Origin of the sequence: Klebsiella sp. CTHL.F3a (genome assembly GCF_019890895.1) — a bacterium.
GTDB classification, from domain to species: domain Bacteria; phylum Pseudomonadota; class Gammaproteobacteria; order Enterobacterales; family Enterobacteriaceae; genus Klebsiella; species Klebsiella grimontii.
In genome coordinates, this window is sequence record NZ_CP082360.1 from 4310935 (window position 1) to 4333644 (window position 22710).

At 58.3% G+C, this 22710-nt stretch carries 18 protein-coding genes; 11 read left to right on the forward strand and 7 right to left on the reverse strand.

Annotated elements, in window-relative coordinates; all coding sequences use genetic code 11:
• Window positions 1-73: 73 nt before the first annotated feature.
• From entF to fes, 3 genes are read right to left on the reverse strand one after another with little or no spacing between them, the layout of a single operon-like run.
• Window positions 74-3955 carry an enterobactin non-ribosomal peptide synthetase EntF gene (gene entF, locus K7H21_RS20340; protein ID WP_223035309.1) on the reverse strand — a complete coding sequence of 1294 codons (3882 nt, stop codon included), beginning with the start codon at window positions 3953-3955 and terminating at the stop codon, window positions 74-76.
• Window positions 3956-3965: 10 nt separating this feature from the next.
• The gene (locus K7H21_RS20345) at window positions 3966-4169 is read right to left on the reverse strand and encodes an MbtH family protein (RefSeq protein WP_049113610.1); all 204 of its coding nucleotides are present in this window, start codon (window positions 4167-4169) and stop codon (window positions 3966-3968) included.
• A 27-nt stretch (window positions 4170-4196) separates the two neighbouring features.
• Window positions 4197-5396, reverse strand: a complete 1200-nt coding sequence (gene fes, locus K7H21_RS20350) for an enterochelin esterase (protein ID WP_223035310.1) — start codon at window positions 5394-5396, stop codon at window positions 4197-4199.
• 270 nt (window positions 5397-5666) lie between these two features.
• Between fes and K7H21_RS20355 the strand changes: the two genes are divergently transcribed.
• The 3 genes from K7H21_RS20355 to K7H21_RS20365 all read left to right on the forward strand — a co-directional run bounded on the left by K7H21_RS20355 (window position 5667) and on the right by K7H21_RS20365 (window position 8779).
• Window positions 5667-7916: a TonB-dependent siderophore receptor gene (locus K7H21_RS20355; RefSeq protein ID WP_142469096.1), complete on the forward strand. Its 2250-nt coding sequence runs from the start codon at window positions 5667-5669 to the stop codon at window positions 7914-7916.
• Between the two features lie 65 nt (window positions 7917-7981).
• Window positions 7982-8605: an enterobactin synthase subunit EntD gene (entD, locus tag K7H21_RS20360; protein WP_004130314.1), complete on the forward strand. Its 624-nt coding sequence runs from the start codon at window positions 7982-7984 to the stop codon at window positions 8603-8605.
• 30 nt (window positions 8606-8635) lie between these two features.
• Window positions 8636-8779 carry a hypothetical protein gene (locus K7H21_RS20365; protein ID WP_162626022.1) on the forward strand — a complete coding sequence of 48 codons (144 nt, stop codon included), beginning with the start codon at window positions 8636-8638 and terminating at the stop codon, window positions 8777-8779.
• A gap of 2 nt (window positions 8780-8781) precedes the next feature.
• On the opposite strand, the gene K7H21_RS20370 is transcribed toward K7H21_RS20365, so the two are convergent.
• Window positions 8782-9717, reverse strand: coding sequence for a transketolase family protein (locus tag K7H21_RS20370; protein WP_049113604.1), 936 nt, complete (start codon window positions 9715-9717; stop codon window positions 8782-8784).
• Entirely contained in the window at window positions 9710-10540 is an 831-nt protein-coding gene (locus tag K7H21_RS20375; RefSeq protein ID WP_004130310.1) for a transketolase, read from the reverse strand. Before K7H21_RS20375 ends, K7H21_RS20370 begins: the two co-directional genes overlap by 8 nt.
• 364 nt (window positions 10541-10904) lie before the next feature.
• Here K7H21_RS20375 and K7H21_RS20380 point away from each other — a divergent pair, with 364 nt between their 5' ends.
• The 8 genes from K7H21_RS20380 to K7H21_RS20415 all read left to right on the forward strand — a co-directional run bounded on the left by K7H21_RS20380 (window position 10905) and on the right by K7H21_RS20415 (window position 20009).
• Window positions 10905-11855 carry a sugar-binding transcriptional regulator gene (locus tag K7H21_RS20380; RefSeq protein WP_004130309.1) on the forward strand — a complete coding sequence of 317 codons (951 nt, stop codon included), beginning with the start codon at window positions 10905-10907 and terminating at the stop codon, window positions 11853-11855.
• Between the two features lie 362 nt (window positions 11856-12217).
• Entirely contained in the window at window positions 12218-13738 is a 1521-nt protein-coding gene (locus tag K7H21_RS20385) for an FGGY family carbohydrate kinase (protein ID WP_223035311.1), read from the forward strand.
• 303 nt (window positions 13739-14041) lie between these two features.
• Window positions 14042-14977: a D-ribose ABC transporter substrate-binding protein gene (locus K7H21_RS20390; RefSeq protein ID WP_004130307.1), complete on the forward strand. Its 936-nt coding sequence runs from the start codon at window positions 14042-14044 to the stop codon at window positions 14975-14977.
• A 43-nt stretch (window positions 14978-15020) separates the two neighbouring features.
• Window positions 15021-15641: a DUF2291 family protein gene (locus K7H21_RS20395; RefSeq protein ID WP_004130305.1), complete on the forward strand. Its 621-nt coding sequence runs from the start codon at window positions 15021-15023 to the stop codon at window positions 15639-15641.
• Between the two features lies 1 nt (window position 15642).
• Window positions 15643-17187 carry a sugar ABC transporter ATP-binding protein gene (locus tag K7H21_RS20400; protein WP_004130303.1) on the forward strand — a complete coding sequence of 515 codons (1545 nt, stop codon included), beginning with the start codon at window positions 15643-15645 and terminating at the stop codon, window positions 17185-17187.
• A gap of 17 nt (window positions 17188-17204) precedes the next feature.
• Window positions 17205-18260, forward strand: a complete 1056-nt coding sequence (locus tag K7H21_RS20405; RefSeq protein WP_004130301.1) for an ABC transporter permease — start codon at window positions 17205-17207, stop codon at window positions 18258-18260.
• Window positions 18261-18320: 60 nt separating this feature from the next.
• Window positions 18321-19118, forward strand: coding sequence for an SDR family oxidoreductase (locus K7H21_RS20410; RefSeq protein ID WP_004130299.1), 798 nt, complete (start codon window positions 18321-18323; stop codon window positions 19116-19118).
• 105 nt (window positions 19119-19223) lie between these two features.
• The gene (locus K7H21_RS20415) at window positions 19224-20009 is read left to right on the forward strand and encodes an SDR family oxidoreductase (protein ID WP_004130297.1); all 786 of its coding nucleotides are present in this window, start codon (window positions 19224-19226) and stop codon (window positions 20007-20009) included.
• Between the two features lie 192 nt (window positions 20010-20201).
• Here the strand turns inward: K7H21_RS20415 and K7H21_RS20420 are convergent, their stop codons facing one another.
• Window positions 20202-20354 (reverse strand): Hok/Gef family protein, encoded by a 153-nt coding sequence (locus tag K7H21_RS20420; protein WP_004130292.1) that lies wholly within the window; start codon window positions 20352-20354, stop codon window positions 20202-20204.
• A gap of 222 nt (window positions 20355-20576) precedes the next feature.
• Entirely contained in the window at window positions 20577-22610 is a 2034-nt protein-coding gene (locus K7H21_RS20425; RefSeq protein ID WP_004130290.1) for a choline transporter, read from the reverse strand.
• Between the last annotated feature and the right edge of the window lie 100 nt (window positions 22611-22710).

A 22710-nucleotide genomic window follows, 5' to 3' on the forward strand; every position in this document is an offset into this window, starting at 1 on the left:
TGCTTCCCCGGTGGCGCTTCGCTGACCGGGCTACGGGTTCACCACCATCTGCAACCCGGGAGTTCATCTATACCTACCCCAATATCTCCCTGAGCACCGGGCCAATCGCCTCAAAGGCCTGCGGGGAGATAATATCCACGTGGGCGCAATCCTGGCTAAATACCTCCAGCTCACCGACCCACGGCCTCCAGACCCTCTGCGGATCCATCCCGGGCTGACGGGTTTTCTCCGCCACAAACAGCGTCGCCTTACCGTCAAACTTCGCGCTGTGCGCGGTGGTCAGCAGGCGCACCGCGTCGGCGTAGTTACCCTCGATCACGCGGAACAGCTCGCCGGAAGCCTGCCCCTGCTGAGCGGCAAGAAACGCCTCGCGCTCGCGGGCGATCTCCGCCAGCACCTCAGGATCCAGACCGTTGGCCTCTTTCTCCGCCCAGTTCTGCGTTTCCGGCGGCCAGGTATCCAGCAGGCCGAGAAACGCCACCGCTTCGCCGCGCTGGCGTAAGCGGGCGGCAATTCCCTGCGCCAGGGTGCCGCCGAGCGAATAGCCCAGCAGATAATAGGGGCCGTGGGGCTGCTGCGAAAGCAGGGTTTGCAGATGATGCTCGCAGACCGCATCCAGATCCGCCGCCGTCGCCATCGGTCCGTGCGGTCGCGGCGACTGAATGCCGACGATCGACCAGCGCGGGTTTAAATAACGCGCCAGCACGCTGAACTGCCAGGCAAAACCGGAAGCCGGGTGGAAGCAAAATAGCGTCGGGCCGTCGCTCCCGCGCAGCGGCAGGATCGCGTCGAAACCCAGCCGTTGCGCCTGCTCATCGCTGAGATCCGATACCAGCAGCGCGCTCAGCTTGCCGACGGTAGAAGCGACCATCACCTGCCCCGGCGTCACCTGGCGTTGCAGTTCGCGGCCGAGCGTCGCCGCCAGACGCATCGCCAGCAGCGAATGGCCGCCGAGGGCGAAGAAATCGGCGTCGATATCGTTCACCTCGCAGCCCAGCAGCTGGCTGAACGCTGCGGCAACGGTGGTCTCAACGCCCGGCTCCGGCGGACGACCGCGGCTTACACGGCTCAGCGTCGGCAGCGGCAGCGCTTTGCGATCCAGCTTACCGTTGGCGCTCAGCGGCAGCGCCGGCAGCTGAATCAGCACCACCGGCACCATATGCGGCGGCAACTGTTCGTCAAGCCGCGCTTTAAGCGCCTCGGTATCCAGCGGCAGGCCGGATTCAGAAACCAGATAGCCCACCAGCTGGCGGGCATCGCCCCCGGTCGCCGCCGCCTGGTTGAAGACGCAGGCGTGAGCCACCGCCTGCGCAACGTCCGGCAGCGCCGACATTGCGCGATCAATTTCCCCAAGTTCGATCCGCTGGCCGCGGATTTTTAGCTGATCGTCGCTGCGCCCGAGATACTCGACGGCGCCGTTATTCAGCCAGCGGGCAACGTCGCCGGTGCGGTACATGCGCTCGCCCGGCGCGTAAGGATCGGCGATAAAGCGGCTGGCGGTTAAATCGGGACGCCCGAGATAACCCTGCGCCAGCTGAATGCCGGTCAGGTAGAGATCCCCCGCCACGCCCGGCGGTACCGGGCGCATCGATGCATCCAGAATACGCAATCCGGTATTCCATACCGGCCAGCCAATCGGCACGCTGGCGCCGGTTACCGCCGCCAGAGCAGGCCCGCAGGCCGGATACCAGCTGACGTCCACCGCCGCTTCCGTCGGTCCATACAGGTTATGCAACGGCACGCCGGTCAGTGATTCCCACTCCCGGCACAGCGTTGTCGGCAACGCTTCACCACTACAAAATACTCGTTGCAGGGTTTGGCAGGAGGCGACATTTTCCGTATCCAGCGAAGCGACAAACGCCGCCAGCATCGACGGCACAAAGTGGGTGGTGGTCACGCCGTAGCGGGCAAAAAACTGCTGCATCGCCAGCGGATCGCGATGGGCTTCCGGCTCGGCCATCACCAGCTGCGCGCCGGCGATAAACGGCCACCAGAACTCCCATACCGATACATCAAAGCTGCACGGCGTTTTCTGCGCCACCACGTCATCGGCGGTGAGCGGATAGTGGTCCTGCATCCACAGCAGGCGGTTGACGATGGCGGTTTGCCCGACCATGACTCCTTTCGGTCGCCCCGTCGAGCCGGAAGTGAAGATGATATACGCGGTATGCTCCGGCTGCGAGAGCGCCAGCGGCGCGGCATCCGCCGTCGCCAGCGGCTGCTGGTAGCACAAGCTTTCGAGGCCGGGAATATCGCTAAAGCGCGCCCGCTGATCTTCAGAGGTAATCAGCAGCGACGGCCGGGCGTCTTCCAGCATCATCCGCAGACGATCGTCGGGATAGCCGGTATCCAGCGGCAGCCAGGCGGCGCCGGCTTCAACGATGCCGTGCAGCGCCAGGGTCAGGAATACCGAACGCGGCAGCGCCACCGCCACGCTATCGCCCGGTTTGACGCCCCGCGCGCGAAGCTGTTCAGCCAACGCCACCACCTGCTGGCGCATCTCGCGGTAGCTAAACTGCCAGCGGCCGTCCGCCAGCGCCGGGGCATCCGGGGTTTTCGCCGCCTGCTCCGCCACCAGGGCGCTCAGGGTGGTGAGCGGCAGATCGACGGCGGTGGCGTTCACCCGCCGTAGCTGCTCCGCTTCCGCCGCCGATAGCATATTCACGTCGCCGCAGCGCAGGGCCGGATTATCGGCAAACTGCGCCAGCAGCGCGGAAAGTCGGGCGATATGGTTGCCCAGCGTCTGTTTATCATAACGCTGCTTATTGGCCAGCACCTCCAGAGACAGGCCACCGGCTTCATCCGGGAACAGCGCCAGCTCCAGGTCGTTGACCGGACCGGTCGCCAGGGTATGGGTTATCGCCTGTACGCCATCGATATCTAGCTGATAATCAAAAACTTTAATATTAAGCACCGGGCCAAACAGTGGTTCATCGCCCGCCGCCTTGCCGCTGTCGCGGACAATCTGTTCGGCATCATAGCGCTGATGGCGGCGCATTTTCCTCAGCTGTCCGGCAAGACGCGCGGCCAGCTCCGGCAGCGTTTCCCCGGCGTCAATGGTGACCGCCAGCGGCAGAACGTTGAGCACCGGACCGGTGGCGGTGAGCGCCGCGGAGCCCATACGACGCATAAAAATAAAGCCTGCGGCATACTCCGTTCGGCTGCAAAGCCGTCCCAGCCACAGGGCGGTCAGCGCCAGCGCCAGATCCGCGCGCTGGCACTGCGGCGCACTTGCCGCCAGCCGGCTAAAGACGCCGGCATCCGCCTCCAGCTTCATGCGCCAGATATCGCTGCTGGTCGCCCTTCCCGCTAGCGGCGCGTCCGACAGCGAGGCCGGGGACGGCAGCGCCTGACGCTGCGCCTGCCAGAACCGTTTGTCACGCTGCCAGGCGTCGCTGCCGTAATAGCGCTGGTACTCTTCCACCACCTCAGCAAAGGGCGTAAACGGCGAGGCGGGCGTATCTTCACCGCGCTGCCAGGCGCGATAAATTGCGGCGATCTGGCGGGTAATGGCCGGGAAGCTGAAGCCATCGACCAGCAAATGGTGGTAACGCTGATACCAGTACCAGCACTTATCCCCTACCCGCAGCAGCTGATGGCAGACCAGCGGATTACCGCCGTCCACCCGCAGATTCTGCCCGAGGTCGGCCTGCATCAGCGCCAGCGCCGCGGCGTGCGGATCGCTCAACGCGCGCAGATCCCGACAGTCCGGCTCGGCAAAAATGCGATGTTCATCGACCCACTGCCAGGCTTCGCCGTTATCTTCACAAAAGCGCATGCTGAGGGTGTCGGCCTGCGACAGCCCGGTGATAATCGCCCGCCCGAGCAGGACCGGGTCAATATCGCCGCGCAGCTCAACATAGTGGGCGACGCTCCAGGCACCGGGCAGCGTCGAGAGGCGCTCCGCCATCCAGATCCCAGGCTGCGCCGCAACCAGCGGTAAACGTGTGGTCATTATCGGCTCCTCAGGACGCATGGTGGGCGGGGCTCAAGGTAGACCAGTTCGCCGCCAGCCAGGCGTTGCACGCCTCTAACGACTGCGGCGGGCACTCTACCGACCAGCCTTGCGGCAGCGCGCAGTGGCGCGGCCACAGGCTGTACTGCTGCTGCTCATTGCGCAGGATGTAAAACTGCCCTTGTGGATTGTCGAAGGGATTACTGAATTGCATGTCAAATTCCTCGTAAAGCGCGGTTTGCTACTCGTCACGGCATAAAGGCTGCCACAGCTGGATGAGCCCCGCCGTCAGCCCGCCGCGCCAGCACAGCGCATCATGCCCGCCGTCAACCTGACGCCAGAAAATCGTCTGCTGTTCCAGATGCGTCAGCAGCGCCTGGTTCGCGCGAAAAATGATCGGCTCGCGAACGCCGGCCTCCAGCCAGATGCGTAGCCCTTGCGGATGTAATTCGCCGCGGCTGAGCCGCTCAATCAGCAGGCCCGTCTGCACGCCGCCGCGATGCGGCCACCAGTAGGAGCCGGACTGGCTGAGCACGCAGCCAAAGCGCTGGGGCCAGTAGAGGGCGGCGAACATCGACGCCAGGCCGCCAAAGCTCTGACCCGCGACCACCGTGCGATCGGCGCGATCGCTGAAAGGCGCTAGCCGGTGAACCATTGGCAGCAGCTCTTCCTGTACCGCCAGCCAGAACGCGTCATTGCAGGGCAGCTCTGCGGCCCGGTGCGGGTTATCAATCGCGTCAATCAGCAGATAAACCGCCGGCGGCAGCCGTTTTTCGCGGGTTAAGCCCGCCAGCGGCGACCATACCGGCATGCTTTCGGCCCAGAACTGGCCGTCGAGCAGGATCGCCAGCGGGCGCTGCTGCGGCTGCGCGTCGCCGGTGGCGTAAATCCATATTCGTCTGCGGTTGCCGAGCCGCTGGCTGCGCCACTCAATGCAGATCGGAGGCTGATAAGGCTCATCGCGCAGCGCCCAGCCCGGCTGCTCAGGGGCTTCCGGCAGCTCCAGCGCGGAGACCGCGTGACCGCGCCCGCCCTTCCAGCTTTGCGGATTAAGTGGGTCGGCAATCGCCCGCGGCAGCAGCTTGCGCCAGCCTTCGCGCAGCAGCGCGCGGTCCGGGCTGTCGCCGTTAAAAAGCTGAGGAGAAAAATCGTCGTCGCGCGCGGAAGGGATAAAGCAGTAGCTGCCGCGCCAGGTGGGAGAAAGCGTGGTTTGCCAGCGCCAGGCATCGGTGCCGGGAATGCGCTGCAGCGTTTGCGGCACGGCGTTTTTATGATGGTCAGTCACGCCGGTAATATAAATCCACACCCGCCGGGTTGCCGAAGACGCTTCGTCGCCCGCCGGATCGCGCCACCAGAAGGTCACCCGATACGCGTCGTCCACGGCCTCTATTTGCGGACCGGAGATAGTACGCCACCAGTCGTCGCATCCTGTCTTATGCATTCCTTTTCAACCCTATGTTTATCGTGACATTTATCAACAAACGCATTAATAAACGCAATATTTATTGATAATATTATTGATAACTATTTTCATTTGCAATAGCGTATTAGCGCGCTGTGGGAAGCGCGTCTTTCAAAAATAAACATGTCAGAGAGGGCTCATTTAGCCAGCGACGGAATGCCTTTGCCCTCTACCGGCACTATTGATTCCGCCTCCCCTCCCGACGGGAAGGGCCTTTGGGGAAGGCGGCGACGAAAAGCAGGAATGACAATGAATAACAGGATCAAATCCCTGGCCTTGCTGGTCAATCTGGGAATCTACGGGGCTGCCTTTCCGCTGAGCGCGGCGGAAACGGCCTCCGATAGCAAAGCCGCAGCCGCTGATGAAACCATGGTCGTCACCGCCGCCGAGCAGAACCTGCAGGCCCCCGGCGTTTCAACCATTACCGCGGACGAAATTCGTAAACGCCCGCCCGCGCGCGACGTGTCGGAAATTATTCGTACCATGCCCGGCGTTAACCTGACCGGCAACTCCACCAGCGGCCAGCGCGGCAACAATCGCCAGATTGATATTCGCGGCATGGGCCCGGAAAACACCCTGATCCTGATTGACGGCAAGCCCGTGACCAGCCGCAACTCCGTACGTCTGGGCTGGCGCGGCGAGCGCGATACCCGCGGCGATACCTCATGGGTACCGCCGGAGCTGATCGAACGTATTGAAGTCATTCGCGGCCCGGCGGCCGCGCGCTACGGCAACGGCGCGGCGGGCGGCGTGGTCAATATCATCACCAAGAAGAGCGACGGCGAATGGCACGGTTCATGGAATACCTACATGAACGCCCCGGAGCATAAAGACGAAGGCTCGACTAAACGCACCAACTTTAGCCTCAGCGGCCCGCTGGGCGGCGATTTCAGCTTCCGCCTGCTGGGCAACCTCGACAAAACCCAGGCCGATGCCTGGGATATCAACGACGGACATCAGTCCGAGCGTACCGGCGCCTATGCCAATACCATGCCTGCCGGGCGCGAAGGGGTGAAAAATAAGAACATTAACGGCGTCGTGCGCTGGGATTTCGCCCCGATGCAGTCGCTGGAGTTTGAATCCGGCTACAGCCGTCAGGGCAACCTCTACGCGGGCGATACGCAGAACACCAATACCAACGATCTGGTGAAAGAGAACTACGGTAAAGAGACGAACCGCCTCTATCGCCAGACTTACTCCGTCACCTGGAACGGCGGCTGGGATAACGGCGTGACCACCAGCAACTGGGCCCAGTACGAACGTACCCGTAACTCGCGTAAAGGCGAAGGTCTGGCGGGCGGCACGGAAGGTATCTTCAACAGCAACCAGTTCAGCGATATCGACCTCGCCGACGTGATGCTGCACAGCGAAGTCAACATTCCTCTGGATCTGGTGTTCAACCAGAACCTGACGCTGGGCACCGAGTGGAATCAGCAGCGGATGAAGGATCTGGCGTCAAATACCCAGACCTTTATGGGCGGCGATATCGACGGCTATGACAGCACCGGCCGTAGCCCGTACTCGAAGGCCGAGATCTTCTCCCTGTTTGCCGAAGACAACGTGGAGCTGACCGACACCACCATGCTGACGCCGGCGCTGCGTTTCGATCATCACACGATCGTCGGCAACAACTGGAGCCCGTCGCTGAACCTGTCTCAGGGTCTGTGGGATGACTTCACGTTAAAAATGGGCATCGCCCGCGCCTACAAAGCGCCGAGCCTGTACCAAACTAACCCGAACTATATTCTCTATAGTAAAGGCCAGGGCTGCTACGCCAGCGATAACGGCACCGGTTGCTACATGATGGGTAACGATGACCTGAAAGCCGAAACCAGCATCAACAAAGAGATTGGCCTTGAGTTTAAGCGCGACGGCTGGCTGGCGGGGGTGACCTGGTTCCGCAACGACTACCGCGATAAAATCGAAGCGGGCTACGCGCCGATTGCAAAAACGTCGAAAGGTAACGTCAAAACCGATATCTATCAGTGGGAAAACGTGCCGAAAGCGGTGGTTGAAGGTCTGGAAGGCACCCTGAACGTGCCGGTCAGCGAAACGGTGAACTGGACCAATAACATCACTTATATGCTGCAAAGTAAAAACAAGGAAACCGGCGATCGTCTGTCGATTATTCCGGAATACACCCTGAACTCTACCCTGAGCTGGCAGATTCAGCAGGATATTTCCGTACAGTCGACCTTCACCTGGTACGGCAAGCAGCAGCCGAAGAAATATAACTACAAAGGTCAACCGGCGGAGGGTTCTGAAACGGACGAAGTCAGCCCGTACAGCATCGTTGGCCTGAGCGCCACCTGGGATGTGACCAAAAACGTCAGCCTGACCGGCGGCGTGGATAACGTCTTCGACAAGCGCCACTGGCGCGCGGGTAATGCGCAAACCACCGGTAGCCTGACCGATGTTTCTTATATGGCTGGCGCTGGCGCCAATACCTATAACGAATCAGGCCGCACCTGGTATATGAGCGTCAATACCCACTTCTGATTGTCTACCGTTCCCCCGCCCTCTTCCCATAGAGGGCGGAAGGGAGAATCTGTTAACATCGCCTGATGCACATCCAACACTCGATCATTCAACTTGCCGGTCACTCGCTGCAGCGGGTGGATTTCGACCCGTTGACCTTCCAGCCTGAAGACCTCCTCTGGCTCCCGCATCATGCCCGGTTAAGCGGCTGCGTCCGCAAGCGGCAGTCCGAGCATCTCGCCGGGCGTATCGCCGCGGTTTACGCGCTGCGGGAAGTGGGTGAAAAAGAGGTGCCTGCCATTGGTGACCAACGCCAGCCCCTGTGGCCCGCGCCGTGGTACGGCAGCATCAGCCACTGCGAACGCAGCGCGCTGGCGGTTGTCTCCGCCGGGCCGGTCGGCGTTGATATCGAACGAGTCATGGCGCCTTCGCTGGCGGCGGAACTGGAAAGCAGCATCATCAATAGCGCGGAAAAAAGACGGCTGGACGCCAGCGGCCTGCCGCCTGAGCTGGCGCTGACGCTGGCGTTTTCGGCAAAAGAGAGCGCGTTTAAGGCCAGCCATTCGGCGATCCAGGCCAGGATAGGTTTCAGCGACTTTGAGGTTACATATATAAAGGAAGGAAACCTGCGGCTTCGGCTCTCCGCCGGGGAGTATCAGCTACAGTGGATTAAGGCAGGGGACTGCGTCATCACGCTCTGCGCGCCATAAAAGACGCGCCGCTGCGACAACCGGAGACGGATGGCAACCCGCTTTCAGCACCATACCCGCATTTCTGCCGGGCGGCGGCTACCGCCTTGCCCGGCCTACGAATACCGCGCTATCCTCTCGCTGCACATTTGTTGCAGGCCCGGTATCACCGGGCACGCGCTTGCCACTCGCTGATATCAGCGCATTTTCTGCGCCAGTTCGGCGACGGATGCGGCATCGAAACCGTGATGTTTACGCAGCCAGCCGCGGTCCGCCGCCGCCGCATACTCGCCATCCGGGATCCCCAGACGTTTGAGGGGGATTCCCGCGCCGGCTTCGGCCAGCACTTCCGCCACCAGGCTCCCAAGGCCGCCGTTGACGTTATGCTCCTCCACCGTAATCACCGTCTTGCACGGCTTCAGGGCCGCCAGCAGCGCGGCGGTATCGCAAGGGCGAATAGACGGCACGCTCACCACTTTGGCCTGAATCCCCGCATCGGCCAGCATCTGCGCGGCATCGACGATTTCGTGCACCGTCGATCCGGTAGCGACCAGCGCGATATCTTCGCCTTCCCGCAACGTGATGACCGCTCCCGGCACAAAGCGATAGCTTTCGTCATACAGTTCCGGCAGCGCCTTACCGTCAAGACGAACATAGACCGGCCCCTGATAGCCGATGGCGTAATCGATAATCTGTCGACATTCGCGCGGCGAAGACGGGGCGAAAATCTGGATATTGCCGAAGCCGCGCATCACCGCCAGGTCGTCAATCGCGTGATGGGTGCTGGCCAGCGGTCCGTAACTGGCGCCGGCGTTAAGGCCAAATAGCTTAACGTTGGTGTTGTTGTAGCAAACGTCGACCTTAATCTGCTCATTAGCGCGGGAAATCAGGAACGGCGCGGCGTTACAGGTGACCGCCACTTTCCCCCCCAGCGCCAGACCCGCCGCCGTCCCGACCATGCTCTGCTCGGCGATGCCCACGTTCACCAGACGACCGGGGAACTGCTTAATAAACGGCGCGATTTTGGCCGTTGAGGTGGAGTCAGCGACGACCGGCACCAGATCGACGCCGCGGTCAACCGCATCAATAAAGGCCTGAACCATCACGCTCGCCAGGTGTTCTGCATTACTCATCTTTCAGTTCCTCCAGTGCCAGTGCAATCTCTTCGCCTTTCGGTACCCGGTGGTGCCACTCCGGGCGCCCCTGGATAAAGGAAATACCGGCGCCTTTCGTGGTGTTGGCGATAACGACGTTCGGTTTACCTTCCTGCTTCAGCCCTTCCAGGGTCGCGACAACCGAGGCCATGTCGTTGCCCTGGCATTCGGTGACCGTCATCCCGAAGGCCTTCCATTTGTCGGCCAGCGGATCGGTATTCATAATTTCGCGCGTCGGCCCCGCCAGCTGGAGATTGTTCTTGTCATTAATAATGATCAGATTATCAAGGCCGTAGTGCGCCGCGGCTAGCGCCGCTTCCCAGTTACTGCCCTCCGCCAGTTCGCCATCGCCGGTAATTAAAAAGATGCGGCGGGAGCTGTTGCTTTTTTTCGCCGCCAGCGCCAGCCCCACCGCAACAGGCAAACCGTGGCCCAGCGCGCCGGTGTTGAGCTCAATGCCCGGCGTTTTCTGACGAACCGGATGACCGGGAAGATGGGAATTGGCATGCTGATAGGTGTCCAGCCAGTCAACCGGGAAGAAGCCCGCCTCGGCCAGCACGCAGTAGTAGCAGCCCACCGCATGGCCTTTCGACTGGATGTAAATATCGCGCTGATCGTCAGCAAGACGCTCCGGCGCGACGTTCAGAATGCGGAAATAGAGCGCGGTGAGCAGTTCAACCTGCGACAGGTCGGCGCCGGTGTGCCCGCCCGCAGGGCTGTTGGCGTTCAATCTGACGATATGGCGACGTACGGCGCGGGCTTTGCGCTCGAGTGCCTGGACATCATAGCTATAGGGATTCATTTAATACCTCTGAATTTATTTTCAACTTGGAATATTTATTCCGTCAGGGACTAAAAAAACCAGACATCCCCAGGCAACGCATCGTAAGACTTACGCCGCTGCATCATACTCAGGAACATTCTGCCTCCTTACCACCGGGCATGACGTCACCCGGGCACTTTTCAGTTGACCTGAAATCGCCATGAATATATATTCACTAACGACTCTTTATTCAATTATGCAGCTACTGTTCTGTTTTTGTCCATCGCTGATTTTGAGGATTGGCGAAAGTTAGATATCCATCACACTTAACTGTCTTTTCTTTTCGCGTATGATAATGAGCTCTAACATAATGGCTGCACGTAAATGATTTTCGGGGAAATATATGGCTAAGCAGGATGAACAACGGCTATTAGTTAAGATTGCCACGCTCTACTATCTTGAAGGACGAAAGCAGTCCGATATCGCTCAACTTCTCTCGCTTTCTCAGTCATTTATCTCCCGAGCGATCGCCCGCTGCCAAAAAGAGGGCGTGGTCAAAATCAGCGTTGTTCAGCCATCGAATATTTTCCTCAATCTTGAAAAAGGCCTCGAGGATCGCTACGGAATTAAACAGGCCATCGTCGTGGATACCGAAGACGACGCCAACGATCACACCATCAAGCGCGCCATCGGTTCCGCCGCCGCCCACTATCTGGAAACGCGATTGCGGCCGAAAGATCTGATCGGCGTCTCTTCGTGGAGTTCGACTATCCGCGCAATGGTTGATGAGGTTCACGCGCAAAACCTGAAGGCCAACGGCGTGATTCAACTGCTTGGCGGCGTGGGCCCAAATGGTAACGTGCAGGCGACTATCCTGACCCAGACCCTGGCGCAGCATCTGAACTGTGAAGCCTGGCTACTCCCTTCCCAGAGCATTGAAGGCTCCACTGAGGAGAAAAATCGCCTCGTGGCCAGCAAAGATGTCGCCGACGTCATTGCCCGCTTCGACGAAGTCGATATCGCCATCGTCGGAATTGGCATCCTTGAGCCTTCGCAGCTGCTCAAAACTTCCGGTAACTACTATCACGAAGATATGCTCCAGGTGCTGGCGGAACGCGGCGCCGTGGGCGACATTTGCCTGCACTACTACGATAAAAACGGCAAGGCGGTGTTGCGCGATGATGAAGATCCTGTGATCGGCATGGCGCTGGAGAAGGTGAAGAAGTGCCCTAACGTGGTGGCCCTTGCCGGTGGCAGCGAGAAGGTGGCGGCTATCAAAGGCGCGCTTTCGGGCGGTTATATCGATGTTCTGATCACCGATTATCCAACGGCCAGGCTGCTTATCGCCGGGTAATTTCCTCACTCAAACACTTTCCCACAGCCTTTACGCTCTCCTTCAGGCGTAAAGGCTTAGGCAATAAATTTTTATATTTCAATCGTATATAACCATCCAACCGCGCTCTTTTCCTCCGACATCCGGAAGCTTCACCAAACGGATAAGTGTGATTGCCAGCACAATTGATAACTTTTCCGGTAGCCCGACGGGAAGTTTCTGGCTAAGGTAACAAATAAATAATCACTATCGAATATATATTCAGTGATTAAAAAAGTGAAAACGAATTGTCACATCATGGCCTGCTAAGAAGCAATGCGATAAAGAGGAATACCGACTTCCCCCTCCGCGCCAGGACGAAGTGTGACTCAGGAGACTACCTAATGCAGGCAACACGTAAAGAGTTCATCATTGCGCTGGACGAAGGCACCACCAATGCCAAAGCCGTCGTACTCGATAGCCGCGGCCAGGTCGTGGTGAAATTCTCTCAGCCGCTGGCGATCCAGACGCCGCGTGAAGGCTGGGTCGAGCAGTCGGGAGAGGTCCTGGTTGACGCTTCGCTGGCGGTTATCGCGAAAGCGGTAGCGCACGTTGGCGCAGAAAACGTCGCGGCATTAGCCATCAGCAACCAGCGCGAGACCGCGATCGGCTGGTATCGCCAGAGCGGTAAGCCAATTAACGCCGCGATCACCTGGCAGTGCAGCCGCAGCGCCGCGTTTTGCGATGAACTGCGCCACAGCGATAAAGAGCAGCAAATCAAGGCCGTGACCGGCCTGCCGATCGCGCCTCTGTTTTCGGCCTCGAAAATGCGCTGGCTGCTGGAATCTCTTCCTGAGGGGCCCGCGCTGGCTGAGCGCGGAGAAATCTGCCTCGGCACTATCGACAGCTGGCTGCTGTGGAACTTAACCCAGGGCGATGCGTACTACTGCGATTACTCCAATGCCGCGCGTACCCAGCTGCTGAACCTGCAAACCGGCCAGTGGGACGACGACATGTTGGCGCTGTTCAAGATCCCGCGCGCCGCGCTGCCGGAGATCAAGCCCTCCAGCGGATTGTTTGGCTATACCCGGGGGTTGAACGCTATCCCAGACGGTATTCCGGTGATGGCGATGGTCGGGGATTCCCACGCCGCGCTGTTTGGCCACGCGCTGGGCGAACTCGGCTGCGTGAAAGCCACCTACGGTACGGGGTCATCGGTGATGGCGCCGGTAAAATCCGCACAGTGCGATATCGACGCGCTGGCCACCACCATCGCCTGGCACGACGGCGACAGCATCACCTACGGACTCGAAGGTAATATTCCGCATACCGGCGATGCCGTAGCGTGGATGGCGGACAGCACCGGCTTGAGCGAACTTTCCGATGCTGAACTGGCGCATGAACTCAACACCCTGCCCGCCTCCGTGGACTCCACGCTGGGCGTCTATTTTGTGCCGGCGTTAACCGGCCTGGGCGCCCCGTGGTGGGATGACAGCGCCCGCGGCGTGATTTGCGGCCTGAGCCGCGGCGTCAAGCGCGCCCATCTGATTCGCGCCGCGCTGGAATCCATTACCTATCAAATTGCCGATGTTGTGGTGGCGATGCGCCAGCAGGACGACTTCCACTTAACGGCGCTGATGGTCGACGGCGGCCCGACTAAGAACGACTGGTTAATGCAGTATCAGGCTGACCTGCTTGGCTGCCCGGTGATGCGCAGCGACGTTGCCGAGCTGTCGGCGATTGGCGCGGCCCTCCTTGCGCGCAAGGCCCTGAATCCGGGAACGGTCACCGACCTGAAAGCCTTTTTAACCGAACACAGCGAATTTATCCCCGATATGGCCCGCCACCAGCGCCTGCAGAAGAGATGGCAGGAGTGGCGCCATGCGGTGAACAGAACATTATGGAAACCGGCAACGTCCGCCTGACGCCCACTAGGGAATCGAACGCGTGACGCACCTTAGAGCCTATTCCCGTAGGCGTTATTGGCGCAGGCAGTTTGAATACTGACAGCGCTTCGATCCCGGAGCGTACACGTAGTACGTGAGGATTAACTCGCGATGCTCGCCCTCCGGGCCGCCCTGAAGGGCGTTCAAAATGGCCAGTAAAATAGCCCTAATGGATAGGCTCTTAATTATCAACAAAAGGAGACCCCCGGCCCATAAACTCGATTTGCAGGCCTTACGTTGTTTCACCGTACCCGACAATAACAACCAAGAGAGAAAATTGTCATGAAATTACGTTTAACGCTTTTAACCGCAGCCACCCTGACCGCCTTTTCTTTCGCTGCCCAGGCGGCAGAAAAAGGCACCATTATGATCATGGTTAACTCGCTGGATAACCCCTATTACGCCTCTGAAGCCAAGGGCGCCAGCGAAAAAGCCAAAGAGCTGGGCTACCAGACCACCATTTTGTCGCATGGCGAAGATGTCAAAAAACAGAATGAGCTGATCGATACCGCCATCGGTAAAAAAGTTCAGGGCATTATTCTGGATAACGCCGATTCCACCGCCAGCGTCGCCGCCATTGAAAAAGCGAAGAAAGCGGGTATTCCGGTGGTTTTAATCAATCGCGAAATTCCTGTCGATGATATCGCGCTGGAGCAAATTACCCACAATAACTTCCAGGCCGGTTCTGAAGTCGCCAACGTATTTGTCGAGAAAATGGCGGAAAAAGGAAAATATGCCGAACTGACCTGTAACCTTGCAGATAATAACTGCGTGACCCGCTCTAAATCTTTCCACCAGGTGATTGACCAGTACCCGGATATGGTCAGCGTCGCTAAACAGGACGCGAAGGGCACCTTAATCGACGGCAAGCGCATTATGGACAGTATTCTGCAGGCGCACCCCGATGTTAAAGGCGTAATTTGCGGCAACGGTCCCGTTGCTCTCGGCGCCATTGCCGCGCTGAAAGCGGCGAATCGTAACGATGTGGTGGTGGTCGGTATCGATGGCAGCAACGATGAACGCGACGCGGTAAAAGCCGGCACCCTGCAGGCCACCGTGATGCTTCAGGCACAGGCCATCGCCGCTCAGGGGGTGACCGACCTCGATAACTACCTGCAAAAAGGTGAAAAACCGGCCAAGCAGCGCGTGATGTTCCGCGGCATTCTGATTACTCAGGACAATGCAGACAAAGTGCAGGACTTCAATATCAAATCCTGATTTCGGGTTGTTGCGCCCCGTCCGGGGCGCACAGGAGCGTATTATGTATAAAAAAATCTCGCTGATGCTGGTCGTTCTCGCGCTCGGAGGCTGTCGTATCGTCTCTCAGCAGGAGCTGGCCGATCTTAAATCTCCGCCCAATCCGCATATGGCGGATATCGATCGGACATGGCAAGACCAGCTGGTTCCCCAGGTTGTGGCTAAAGCTCGCCCCGTTGCCGAGCTTATGACCGCCCTGCGCGCGGCGAAAGATATTGATAGCGCCTGCAAAGCGTTAGGCTATCGCGCTCAGGACGAAAACCCCTGCGTGTTTTACGTCAAAGTCGAAGGCAATATCAGCAAAATTGATTCCGCTTCGCGCAGCGGAAAAATGACGATTGAGGATACCCACGGCGGCAACGTGGTGGTGCAAATTGGCCCGACGCTGCGCGGCACATTATTACGCGACGGCTATCAGGGCGCCAGCTATCAGGACTTTAACGATCAGGTGCTGTTTGGCGAATATAGCCGGAAGATTAACGAACACGCGGTAAAAATGATCCAGACGGCGCAAGTGAAAACCGGCGAAGCGGTACAGGTGTACGGCGTGTTCTCGGCCTGGGATATTCCACAGAACATTCCTGATATTACGCCAGCAAAAATTGTTCGTTTGGGAGGACAATAACATGCAGCGGCAAGAACTCGTCAATTCCCAACCAGTCGACTCTGAAGTTATTATCGAAACCCGCGAATTATCCCGTGTTTATCCGGGCGTCGTCGCCTTAGATAACGTGAATTACCGGGTCTATCGAAATAAAGTAAACGTTCTGATCGGTGAAAATGGTGCGGGTAAATCCACCATGATGAAAATGCTTGCTGGCGTTGAAACACCCTCGTCCGGTCAAATTATTCTTGATGGCGCTCCGGTGACCCTTAGCTCGACGCACCAGGCGGAAAAGCAGGGAATCAGCATCATATTTCAGGAGTTAAATTTATTCCCGAATATGAACGTCATGGATAATATTTTTATGGCTAACGAATTCTTTCAAAAAGGGAAGATTAACGAAAAATATCAATATGAGTTAGCCAAATCATTACTGGAAAGGCTGGAGCTTGATGTCGATCCCTACACCCAACTCGGCGAATTAGGCATCGGCCATCAGCAACTGGTAGAAATTGCGCGCGCGCTTTCAAAAGACACCCGGGTATTGATTATGGATGAACCCACTTCCGCGCTCAGCCAGTCGGAAGTCAAAATCCTGTTTAACGTCATTGAGCAGCTTAAACGTCGCGGCGTCACCATCATCTATATTTCCCACCGTCTGGAAGAGCTAATGGAAATTGGCGACCACATCACCATTTTCCGCGACGGGCGCTTTATCAGCGAGCGCGAGGTCAGCGACGCCAGTATTCCGTGGATTATCGAACAGATGGTCGGCGATAAGAAAAAACATTTCGACTACCGGCCGGCGCCGAAAGGCGAAGCGGTGCTTGCGGTTGAAGGTCTGACGGCGCTTCATTCCAGCGGCGGCTATAAGCTCAACGATGTGACCTTTACCTTAAGTAAGGGAGAGGTGATCGGCATCTATGGCCTGCTCGGCGCCGGACGCACGGAGCTGTTTAAAGGCCTGGTCGGTCTGATGCCCTGCCAGAGCGGGAACGTCCATCTCAACGGCGAAAATATCGACAAGGCGCCGTTCCAGGCGCGGCTTAAAAAAGGGCTGGCGCTGGTGCCCGAAGACCGTCAGGGCGAAGGCGTGGTGCAGATGATGTCGATTCAATCGAATATGACCCTCTCTGATTTCAGTCTGCAGGGCTTTCGCCGGGCGTGGAAGTGGCTCAATCCGCAGAAAGAAATCGCCTGCGTCAAAGAGATGATTCGCGAACTGGCGATCAAGGTCAGCGACCCCGATCTGCCTATCACCTCGCTCAGCGGCGGCAACCAACAAAAAGTGGTGCTCGGCAAAGCGCTGATGACGAAGCCGGAGGTGGTGTTTCTCGACGAGCCCACTCGCGGTATCGACGTCGGCGCGAAAACCGACGTGTATCACCTGATCGGCAAAATGGCCCAGCAGGGTCTGGCAGTGATGTTCTCTTCATCGGAGCTGGATGAAGTGATGGCGCTGGCGGATCGCATCCTGGTCATGGCCGACGGCCGGATTACTGCCGATTTACCGCGTCATGCGGTGACCCGCGAAAAATTAATCGCGGCTTCAACACCTCAAGATTAATCAGGCTGGAACCCATCATGAACCAGAAATATATGATTTATATGTACCTGCTGAAGGCCAGAACGTTTATCGCTCTGCTGCTGGTTATCGCGTTCTTCAGCGTGATGGTACCGAATTTCCTGACCACATCTAACCTGCTGATTATGACCCAGCACGTGGCCATCACCGGCCTGCTGGCCATCGGCATGACGCTGGTTATCCTGACGGGCGGTATCGACCTCTCCGTCGGCGCCGTCGCCGGCATCTGCGGCATGGTGGCCGGGGCGCTGTTAACCAGCGGCCTGCCCTTATGGAACGGCAGCGTTATCTTCTTCAACGTACCGGAAGTGATCCTCTGCGTGGCGCTCTTCGGCGTGCTGGTCGGCTTTGTGAACGGCGCGGTCATCACCCGCTTCGGCGTTGCGCCCTTTATCTGCACCCTGGGCATGATGTATGTCGCCAGAGGCTCGGCGCTCTTGTTCAACGACGGCAGCACCTACCCGAACCTTAACGGCATGGAAGCGCTGGGCAACACCGGTTTTTCCACCCTCGGATCCGGGACGCTGATGGGCATTTATCTGCCAATCTGGCTGATGATCGGCTTCCTGCTGCTGGGCTACTGGCTGACCACCAAAACCCCGCTGGGCCGCTATATCTATGCCATCGGCGGTAACGAATCCGCCGCTCGTCTGGCCGGCGTGCCTATCGTTAAGGCAAAAATCTTCGTCTACGCCTTCTCCGGCCTGTGCTCGGCGTTCGTCGGCCTTATCGTCGCCTCCCAGCTACAAACCGCGCACCCGATGACCGGCAATATGTTCGAAATGGATGCCATCGGCGCCACCGTGCTCGGCGGAACCGCGCTGGCGGGCGGTCGCGGTCGGGTGACCGGCTCAATCATCGGCGCGTTCGTCATCGTCTTCCTCGCCGACGGCATGGTGATGATGGGCGTCAGCGACTTCTGGCAGATGGTCATTAAGGGCGTGGTTATCGTCACCGCCGTCGTCGTCGACCAGTTCCAGCAAAAACTGCAGAACAAAGTCATCCTGATGCGTCGTCATGAGGAGAAGCTGGCTGCGGCAGGAGCCACCAGTTAATCACGTCTTTATTACCCCGCCGGACGCTCTGCCGTCCGGCCTCTATAAGGGATGAAAAATATGCAAAGAAATTTCACAAATAAAACGGTGGTTATCACCGGGGCCTGCCGCGGAATTGGCGCCGGTATTGCCGAGCGCTTTGCTCGCGACGGCGCGAATCTGGTGATGGTCTCTAACGCCGAGCGCGTCCACGAAACGGCGGAAACCTTACGCCAGCGCTATCAGGCCGATATCCTGTCGTTACAGGTTGATGTCACCGATGAAGCGCAGGTGCAGTCGCTGTACGAGCAGGCGGCGGCACGTTTCGGCGCCATCGACGTCTCTATCCAGAACGCGGGGGTGATCACCATCGACTATTACGATCGCATGCCAAAAGCCGACTTTGAAAAAGTGCTGGCAGTTAACACCACCGGCGTCTGGCTGTGCTGCCGCGAGGCCGCCAAATATATGGTCAAACAGAACCACGGCAGCCTGATCAACACCTCTTCCGGCCAGGGCCGCCAGGGGTTTATCTACACCCCGCACTATGCCGCCAGCAAAATGGGCGTGATCGGCATCACCCAGAGCCTGGCCCACGAGCTGGCGCCGTGGAATATCACCGTCAACGCCTTCTGTCCGGGCATTATCGAGAGCGAGATGTGGGACTACAACGATCGCGTCTGGGGCGAAATCCTCAGCACCGAGCAGAAGCGCTACGGTAAAGGCGAGCTGATGGCGGAGTGGGTCGAAGGCATTCCGATGAAGCGCGCCGGCAAACCGGAAGACGTTGCCGGGCTGGTGGCATTCCTGGCTTCCGATGATGCGCGTTATCTCACCGGGCAGACCATCAATATCGACGGCGGCTTGATTATGTCGTAGTTGGGCTGTTTCCCCGGGTTGCGGCTGACGCCTTACCCGGGCTACAGATCGGCACGGTTTGGTCACCTGGCGTGCCGCAGGATATTTATTCAGAGAGTGATAACTATGATCGCAAAAGATTTTGCCCAACAGCTATTTAATCTGCAGGACCGCGTGGCCTTTGTAACCGGCGCGGGCAGCGGCATCGGCCAAATGATTGCTTACGGACTCGCCAGCGCGGGCGCTCGGGTCGTCTGCTTCGATCTCCGCGAAGATGGCGGCCTTGCCGAAACCGTAAAAAATATCGAAGCCATCGGCGGCGAGGCCTGTTTCTACACCGGCGATGTGCGCCAGCTTAGCGACTTACGCGCTGGGGTGGCGTTGGCAAAAAGCCGCTTTGGCCGCCTTGATATCGCCGTCAACGCCGCCGGTATCGCCAACGCCAATCCGGCGCTGGAGATGGAAACCGAGCAGTGGCAGCGGGTGATCGATATTAACCTCACCGGCGTATGGAACTCCTGTAAAGCGGAAGCCGAACTGATGCAGGAAACGGGCGGCGGTTCGATTATTAATATCGCCTCGATGTCCGGCATTATCGTTAACCGCGGCCTCGATCAGGCCCATTACAACTGCTCCAAGGCGGGCGTGATCCACCTGTCAAAAAGCCTGGCGATGGAGTGGATTGGCAAAGGGATTCGGGTCAACTCCATCAGCCCCGGCTATACCGCCACGCCGATGAACACCCGGCCTGAGATGGTTCATCAGACTCGCGAATTCGAAAGCCAGACGCCGATCCAGCGTATGGCGAAGGTTGAGGAGATGGCCGGCCCGGCGCTGTTCCTCGCCAGCGATGCCGCATCGTTCTGTACCGGCGTTGACCTGGTGGTTGATGGTGGTTTTGTCTGCTGGTAGAACGGACCGAATACCGGTATGGATGTCAATATACTGGCAGCGACCGGCGAAGCAGTATGCAGGGTGGCGGCGCGATTGTTTTAACCGGTCGATGTTCTCTCGCCGTCCATCCTGCCCCATAAGCAGAAAAAAGGTGCCTTAAGGTGCCTTACCCAGCCTGCGGATAAGCGGGGATAGCTCCCCGCATACCGGCTACTTCTTCGTTTCGTAAGCGAGAACGGCCTTAAACTCCATACTACGTTCTTTGATGCTCAGCTCGCACAGCGAGTCGCGCACCATTAACGTCAATCCCAGCGCTGTCAGACACAGCACGATGATTGCCACCAGGGCGTATTTTGTCAGCATCTCGTTGCCTCCATGCGAAGAAGAGGCTACTATCCAACGTGCTAGGTTTGGATTGTAGGCCTCAGGTTGATGGGAACATCTCCTGGGGCTTCGTCTTTCTGAATCCTCACCTAAGCCTGAACGCAGAAAGCCTCAGGCACCCGCCGTCATCATACGCTTCCCTGCGTAATTCACTGTATATTTAACCAGACAAATCCCTTTTTCAGAAAACGTTTAGACGGCCTACATTCCGGGGAAGGTCACGCTGTTGCCCGGCGCTTCGCGATGCAGGTGAATAAAGTTCAAATGACGCTCGTACTGGTCAAGAATATCGGTAATGACCTGTTCTTTGCTGTAGTCCATCAGGTCGTTGCCCTGACTCCCTTCCAGCAGGAAGGTCTCCAGACGATAGTAGGTCGACTTCCCGCTGCGCGCCCGGTAGGTAAAGCCGGGAATGGCGTACTGCTGCGGCCAGATCTGATAAACAAAGTTCTGCTCATCGCCCATATGCACCAGCAGGTCAAGATGGCCAAGGCTGTCTCCCTCTTCCGGCGGCAGGCTTTTCAGCTCGACGTAAGCGCCGCGCAGCTTCAGCTCCTGCGCCACCTCTTCCATCGCCGGGAAGCACACCGTCTCCATCATCTGGCGGGTATAGCGCGTGCCGGGGTAGTTCATCAGCCGCGACAGGCGCTTCTTCCAGCTCAGGCGATCCTGCACGCCGAGCGGTCGCGGGGCGGTGTCGCGGTTGGCGCTCTCGCGGCGATAATCCTCAACCTTCAGCGACTTATATAACCCCGCCATCACGAAGAAGATCACGAAGCTAAACGGCAGCCCCATAATCACCGTTGCGTTCTGCAGGGCGGAAATGCCGTTAGTCATCAGCATCCCCAGGGTCAGCAGGCCGATAACCACCGACCAGAAGATACGCAGCCAGTTTGGCGCATCGCTGTTGATATCCTTCAGCTTCGAGGTGAAGTTACCCAGCACCAGCGCCCCGGAATCCGCGGAGGTCACATAGAACAGCAGGCCGGTAATGGTTGCCACCGAAGCGCTAAAGGTAAACGCCGGATACTGCGCCAGCAGGTTATAGAAGCCGCGCTCCGGGTGGGCGACCGCCTCGGCGGCGAAGGCCGCGTTGCCGTGGATGATTTCATACAGCGCGCTATTGCCGAACACCGACAGCCACAGCAGGGTAAAGGTGAACGGGATAATCAGCGTTCCCACCACAAACTGACGAATGGTGCGTCCACGTGAAATACGCGCCAGGAACAGGCCGACAAACGGCGACCACGCCACCCACCACGCCCAGAAGAACAGGGTCCAGTTATTCATCCACTCTACCGGCCGATCGAAGGCGAAGCTATTAAGGGTCATGCCCATAAAACGATTCACATAGTCGCCAACGTTGAGCACCAGCGCGTTGAGCAGAAACTCGGTGTCGCCCATAAACAGGATGAACAGGATCAGCCCGAGGGCCAGCACCACGTTAAGCTCGGAAAGAATACGGATGCCTTTATCCACCCCAGAGGTCACCGAGATAGTGGCGATGATCACCGACAGTACGATCAGCGCCGCTTTCGCCCCCAGCGAATCCGGAATATCAAACAGCACGTTGAGGCCGTAGTTTAGCTGCACCACACCAATCCCGAGGGTGGTGGCGATACCGAAGATGGTGCCGATAACGGCGGCGATATCCACGCTGTGGCCAATCGGACCATTAATCTTCTTGCCGAAGATCGGATAGAGCGCGGAGCGGATGGTCAGGGGTAAATTATAACGATAGCTAAAGTATCCCAGCGCCATCCCCATCAGGGCATACATCGACCATCCGGTCAGCCCGTAGTGAAACAGCGTCCACACCATCGCCTGGCGCGCCGCCTCCATGGTCTGCCCCGCCCCTTCCGGCGGCTGCATATACTGGGTCACCGGCTCGGCGACGGAGAAGAACATCAGGTCGATGCCGATACCGGCGGCGAACAGCATTGCCGCCCAGCTGAGCACGCTAAATTCCGGCTTCGAGTGTTCCGGCCCGAGCTTCACCGAACCGAAACGCGAGCAGGCGATGCACACCACAAACACAATATAGAGCGTCGCGGCCAGCAAATAGTACCAGCCGAAGGTGCGGGAAACCCAGTTCAGGGTACGGCCAATCCAGGCCGCGGAAAAATCGCTGAAGAAAAGAGTCATCAGGGAAAACAACAAAATCAGTCCGGCGGAAGTGTAAAAAACCACCGGATTGATTTTGTCCTTTTCTCTGCTCGGCGAAAGGTCTGTCATCCATTCTCCTTACTGTTTTTGCAACTATTAAAACAAAAATCCGCAACAATTAAGACACATTTTATATTGAACGTCCAATCAAAAACCGCTTTAATAGATA